This is a genomic window from Pontibacter sp. HJ8 (assembly GCF_054824225.1).
This window is the reverse complement of sequence record NZ_JSYF01000327.1, coordinates 1-5,646: the sequence shown is the minus strand read 5'-3', so window position 1 is coordinate 5,646 and position 5,646 is coordinate 1. Positions and strand designations below refer to the sequence as shown.

Below are 5,646 nucleotides of genomic sequence, written 5' to 3'. Positions count from 1 at the left end.
GGAAGGTATAACAGCATGCAAGAAACCGGTGTTTTGTCAAGTACTTCATAGTTTGCTTCAGTTATTAGGGGTTCAGGGGTGAAGAATGACAAATGTCATCGCTTGCGAAACAAAATTATACATTCTTTGCGGAATAATTTATTGACAGTGGATAAGCAGCCTGAATAAAACCAGCAGCAACAGGCTCCGTACCCCTAACCTATACCTGACCTATAATTAAAGAGTTTACCCATGCTACAAACACCCCCTACCTATACGACTGCCGAAGAAGCCCTTTCGGTGATCAAGTCCGGTGACCGTGTCTTCCTGCACGGTAGCGCCGCTACGCCCGAATACCTGGTGCGGAAACTGGCTGAACGCTACCAGGAACTGCGCAATGTGGAACTGGTCAGCATAACGACTTTCGGTGACATGCCCTGTGCCGATGAAAAATGCTCCGATGCCTTTTATATAAACTCCCTGTTCGTTTCAGCGAACGTACGCGAAGCTGTAAACAGTGGCCGGGGTGACTATGTGCCTATTTTCCTGAGCGAAATTCCGAATCTCTTCCGCTCCGGCATCATGCCGCTGGATGTAGCCCTGGTGCACGTGTCCCCTCCTGATAAGCATGGTTTCTGCTCCCTGGGTGTGTCGGTAGATATCGCGCGGGAGGCCGTCAAGAGCGCCAAGTATGTGATTGCGCAGGTAAATCCGCAAATGCCCCGTACCCACGGCGATGCCCTGATTCATTCCCGGCGTTTCCATGCCCTGGTGGAAGTAGATGAGCCGCTGCCAGTAGTGGATTATAGTTTGAAGATCACCTCTACCGAAGAAACCATAGGTCGCTACATCGCTGAGCTGGTAGAAGACGGTGCCACCCTGCAGATGGGCATTGGCGGTATACCCGATGCGACCCTGCAGAGTCTGACCAACCACAAAGGGCTGGGCATCCATACCGAAATGTTTTCGAACGGCATACTTCCGCTTGTCCGCAAAGGTATCATTACCAATGAGTTCAAGAAGAAGTTTCCGGGCCGGATTGCCACCGGTTTTATCGTAGGTAACAAGGAGCTGTATGATTTCGTGGACGACAATCCGCTCATAACCATGCTCAGCTCTGATTATGTCAACGATGTGACCGTCATCCGGTCTAATCCGAAAGTAACAGCGATCAACAGTGCCATCGAGATCGACCTCACGGGGCAGGTCGTATCCGATTCCATCGGAACCTACCAGTATTCAGGTATTGGCGGCCAGATGGACTTCATCCGGGGAGCCGCCCTCTCCCAGGGAGGCAAACCCATTATTGCGCTACCTTCCGTTACTGCTAAAGGTATATCCCGCATCACTCCATTTATCAACCAGGGAGCCGGCGTCGTGACTACGCGCGCGCACGTGCACTATGTCGTGACGGAGTATGGCGTAGCTTACTTGTATGGCAAGAATCTGAGACAAAGAGCCCAGGCGCTCATTGCGATCGCCCACCCGGACCACAGGGAGCGGCTGGAGGAGGAAGCGCACAAGCGGTTCAAGTATTTGTAAGGGAGCAGCAACCCTGCTGTTGTTTTTGCGTGTATGGGAGGAACATTATATAGACGCACTGCCATGGATATTTCAAGTGTTAGCTCCCATATACCTTCCCCCAGACCGGAATGGGTTACCCGTTTTGCCAGATTCGGACTGACCGCCAAAGGCATCGTTTATTGCCTGGTCGGTGCCATCGCCTTCATGGCTGCCTTTGAAATTGGCGGTAACACGGGGCAGGATGCAGACAAACAAGGAGTGTTCCGTTTTCTTCTGGAGCAACCGTATGGCAAAGGCTTGCTGGCGCTCGTGGCCCTTGGGATGCTCTGTTACACCATATGGCGTTTTATACAGGCGTTTAAAGATACCGAGTCGAAAGGGACAAACGCCAAAGGTATTGGGGGACGTATAGGGTTTGCTTTTAGTGGCCTTGTCTATGGGGTTCTGGCTTTTTATGCAGCGCAACTGGTTTTAGGCAATGGCGGTGGTGGCAATGGCGATTCCCGGCAGTCTTTTGCCCAGGAACTGTTGTCTAAGCCCTTTGGTCAATGGCTGCTGGGTGCCGTAGCGTTGGGAACCATGGCAATGGGAATCTACCAGTTTTACCGGGCCTATTCGGGCAGTTACATGAAAAAAGTGCAGGCATCGGGGCTGCAGCCTGATCTGCAGAAATCGCTTGTACGCGCCGGCAAGGTTGGCTATTTTGCTCGCGGCGTAGTCTGGCTCATCATCGGGTATCTGTTCCTGAAAGCTGCACTGGAGTCTGATTCGAGTGAAGCGGGTGGCAGTGGAAGAGCTTTTCAGTTTCTGGAAGACAACGCCTATGGCTCCTACCTGTTGGGTGCCGTCGCGCTTGGCCTGATCTGTTATGGCGTATTCATGTTTGTGCGTGCCAGATATGAAACGATCCGGACTTCTTAAGCCAGGTATAGCTAAAGTACGACTTTAGCTATACCTGCTGAAACATATTTACTAACACATACTTATGTAACGGAGATGCAATGTGCAGCTATACCTGTTGTCGGTGCCGGCAGACCTAACGTATGCGGCTGTTTCAGGTATGGAAATCAGCAGGCGACTTCCTCCTAACAACCTGTAACTCCTCCCCTCTGCTACTGGTAATATCTCATTCCGGCGTACGTATTTCCAACACCGAATTTTCCTTCGCTTCTTTCTTCCCGGTCTTGCGGCTTGCGTAAGAGCAGCGATGCCATATGCGTCATAATTTATCGGATCAAGAAGAAACTAACTTCCCTCCCGCTAAGTTGTAACGAGCAGTAAACCTGTTCTTTATCCAATCCTGCGTTTAACTTTTGCAAGCGTTGAGTCAAAGCTGGCATAATCTGTAGGTTTATCCGTCAGATTGCTTCATTTTGATGACAAATAACTAACGAAAACTGTTTCGATAACATAGGTTTACTAGTATCTTTGGTGGCGCTGGAATCACCCTACAAAAGCTAGATGGCAAACGACACGTTTAAAATATTTATACTGGATGATGACGTATGGTACAGCGAGTTGCTGGAGTACCATCTTTCGTTGAATCCTGATTATGAGATCCGGAAATTCCACTCAGCCAGTGAGTGCCTTTCCAATTTCTACCTCCACCCCCAAGTGGTCACACTGGATTACTCCCTTCCTGACAAAAACGGATCGGAAGTACTCAAGAAGATAAAAGAGCTGAATCCGGATGTTCAGGTAGTTGTGATATCGGGGCAAGAGGATGTCGCCACGGCCGTAGACCTGCTCAAGTTGGGCGCCTACGACTACATTGTCAAGGACGAAGATACGCCGGAACGGCTCTGGAATACGATCAACAAGATTCGAGAAAACGTAACGTTGCGCGAGGAAATCGACCAGCTCAAGGAAGAGATCGGCCAAAAGTATGATTTCAGCAAAGCCATTATCGGAAACAGCGAAGCTATCCGGAAGGTCTTTGCACTGATGGACAAAGCCGCCAAAACCAATATCACGGTGTCTATTCACGGCGAGACGGGTACGGGTAAAGAGCTTGTTGCCAAGGCCATCCACTACAACGGGCCCAAAAAGAAAGCGCCTTATGTGACCGTCAACGTGGCTGCTATACCCCGCGAATTGATAGAAAGCGAGCTGTTCGGGCATGAAAAAGGAGCCTTTACCGGCGCACTGGCCCGGCGCCTGGGTAAGTTCGAGGAAGCCAACAAAGGCACTATATTCCTGGATGAGATCGGGGAATTGGACATTAGCCTGCAGGCCAAGCTCCTGCGCGTTTTGCAGGAAAAAGAGATCACCCGCATAGGCAGCAATAGTGTGGTCCCTGTGGATGTGCGCATCATTGTGGCGACACATAAAAACCTGGCAGAAGAAGTGAAAAAAGGCAACTTCCGGGAAGACTTATATTACCGCCTGCTGGGACTGCCCATACAGCTGCCGCCTCTGCGCGACCGGGGGGGCGACGTGCTGGTGCTAGCCAAGCACTTTATCGATGCCTTTGCCAAAGACAATGGAATGGGTAAAAAAACGCTCTCTCCGGCGGCTCAGGAGAAGCTGCTCTCCTACTCTTTTCCGGGTAACGTGCGTGAACTCAAGGCGCTGATGGAACTGGCTGTTGTCCTTTCGGATGACGCCGTGATCCAGGAGCAGGACATCAATTTCAGCGCAAGCCATACCGAAAAAGATTTCCTGGCCGAAGAGCGTACCCTGAAAACCTATACGACGATTATCATACAGCACTTTCTGGACAGGTATGACTATAATGTGCTGCTGGTAGCCGATAAACTGGATATCGGCAAGTCGACCATTTACCGCCTGATCCAGAGCAAAGAACTTACTGTGAAATAATCTGAGACCGGTTATGAGCAGAAAGTTAATTTCTAAAAAAATAATCGGTCAAACCCAATACCACATCTTCTACAGGTTATTTAATGCCTTATAATGGAAATAGAAAGTGAAGTGCAGCAGCTGCAGCAAGCGCTTGAGCGGGAACGGAAGGCGCGTCAGGAAGCCGAGCAGCTGGCTGGCCGCATAGCCACTGAGTTGGAGGAGATCCGGAACAAGCAGCCTGATCCGGAGTCAGAATACGCGCACCCGGTGCTGCGTTTAGCGCTTTCCGGCGAGATCCTCTATACCAATACTGCCGGCAAGCAACTTCTCGACACGGTGGCAGCTAACCGTATAACTGCCTTCAAGCGCCTGCTGCTCAACAAAGCGAGGCGTCTGCAACAGCCTGCCCCTCCGCGCGTCCAGGAAATGTACATGGATGGCAAGTACTTTCTGCTTTACATCACAACTTTCACTTCCCGGAATTACTTCAATTTCTATCTGACCGATATTACAGAACGCAGGCTGGCCGAAATGGCACTGAAAGAAAGCCAGCAGTTTGTAAGTAACATAACCCATACGATTCCTAATATTGTTTATATCTATGATATAGAGCAAGATAGAAGCATTTACCTGAACAGGCAGATCAGCGCGATGCTGGGCTATATGGAAGAGGATGTAGCTGCCATGGACGGGCACGTCTTCGGGTCTATTCTTGTGCCGGAAGACAGAGAGACACTCTACCAACACGTAGAGAGCATGCGAACGGCTGCAGATGGCGAAGTCAGGCAGGCAGAGTATAACGTGCATGCAAAAGACGGAGCGGTTAAAATCCTCTACTGTCGCGAGTCGGTATTCAAGCGCAAGCGCAACGGCCAGGTAAAGCAGATCATTGGCTCTGCTGAAGATATCACGCAACTCCGCTTCAAAAGCAAGGAACTGGCCCGGCAAAAAGACTTTTACGAATCTATCCTGAACCATATACCTTCGGATGTCGCCGTATACGATAACAACCTGCGCTACAAGTTTGTCAATCCGGCTGCAGTAGGCGATCCGTTCATCCGGGAGTGGATCATCGACAAAACCAACGAAGAGTACTGTGAATTCCGGAAGGTGCCGCTGCACCGGATCGAATCCCGCGGGCGCCACCTGCGCATGACGCTGGAAGAAAAGAAACGCGTTGAATTTGAAGAAAGCCTGGTCGACAAAGAAGGAAAAGCCAGCTACCATATCCGGAAACTGAACCCTGTTTTGGATGAGAAGGGTGAAGTTAAGCTCATCATCGGCCACGGCATTACCATTACGGAGCTGCACAATGCTCAGGAAGAAATCAGGCTGAGCGAA

At 50.4% G+C, this 5,646-nt stretch carries 4 protein-coding genes; all 4 read left to right on the top strand.

Features of this window, described 5'->3' with window-relative positions; genetic code table 11:
• The first annotated feature begins 231 nt into the window (after nt 1-231).
• Nucleotides 232-1,521, top strand: a complete 1,290-nt coding sequence (locus tag OB13_RS14295; RefSeq protein WP_461490847.1) for an acetyl-CoA hydrolase/transferase family protein — start codon at nt 232-234, stop codon at nt 1,519-1,521.
• A gap of 63 nt (nt 1,522-1,584) precedes the next feature.
• Nucleotides 1,585-2,424, top strand: coding sequence for a DUF1206 domain-containing protein (locus tag OB13_RS14290; protein WP_461490846.1), 840 nt, complete (start codon nt 1,585-1,587; stop codon nt 2,422-2,424).
• Between the two features lie 540 nt (nt 2,425-2,964).
• Nucleotides 2,965-4,323: a sigma-54-dependent transcriptional regulator gene (locus OB13_RS14285; RefSeq protein WP_461490845.1), complete on the top strand. Its 1,359-nt coding sequence runs from the start codon at nt 2,965-2,967 to the stop codon at nt 4,321-4,323.
• A gap of 93 nt (nt 4,324-4,416) precedes the next feature.
• Nucleotides 4,417-5,646: PAS domain-containing protein (locus OB13_RS14280; protein ID WP_461490844.1), on the top strand; the 1,230-nt coding region annotated here is incomplete at its 3' end.